Source organism: Streptococcus sanguinis (assembly GCF_020729765.1).
Lineage (GTDB): Bacteria > Bacillota > Bacilli > Lactobacillales > Streptococcaceae > Streptococcus > Streptococcus sanguinis_Q.
Window position 1 is genome coordinate 1 of record NZ_JAJEPD010000079.1, and the last position, 727, is coordinate 727.

At 33.1% G+C, this 727-nt stretch carries 1 pseudogene; it reads left to right on the forward strand.

What is annotated here, in order from left to right:
• Nucleotides 1-146 precede the first annotated feature (146 nt).
• Nucleotides 147-479, forward strand: a pseudogene (locus K4H96_RS12395) (AAA family ATPase); the annotation flags it as partial.
• Nucleotides 480-727: the final 248 nt, after the last annotated feature.

Sequence of the window (727 nt, forward strand, 5' to 3'; positions counted from 1 at the left end):
CAAATTCTAATACTTTGAAGGAGCTTGACCGTTTGGTTGGCTTATCTACTGTTAAAAATATGATTCATAGAATTTTAGCTTATTTTTCTATATCGCAAAGAAGGCTTGAAATAAATTTTTCGCCCGTTCGGCCTTCTATGCACTTTATGTTTTCTGGATCATCTGGTACTGGAAAAACAATAGTTGCTAGATTGTTGGCAAAAATTTTTTATGAACATGGAATTATTAAATCAAACGTTTTGATTGAAGTAGGTCGCTCAGATTTAATTGGTGAATATGTTGGCCAAACAGCTCCAAAGGTTAAAAGATTATTTGATAATGCCAAAGGCGGTATTTTATTTATTGATGAGGCCTATAGTCTAATTCCACAAGGAGAGCGTGATTTTGCTAATGAAGCTATTCCTACAATTATTCAGGAAATGGAAAATAATAGAAATGATGTCATTGTGATTTTCGCTGGTTATACAGAAATGATGGAGGAATTTTTAAACACCAATCCRGGTTTAGCTTCTAGAATTAGTAGAAAAATTCATTTTGAAAATTATAACAAGTATGAACTGTATGACATACTGACTCTAATGGCTGATCAACAAGGTTATCTAATGGATAAGAAATGCAACTCAGCTGCTAAAAACTGGCATGTTGGTTACTTTAGATGGAAGAAGAGGGGAAATAAGAATCCATGAAGAAGAATGAACCTTTGTTTATCAGTGAATACGACAAATCT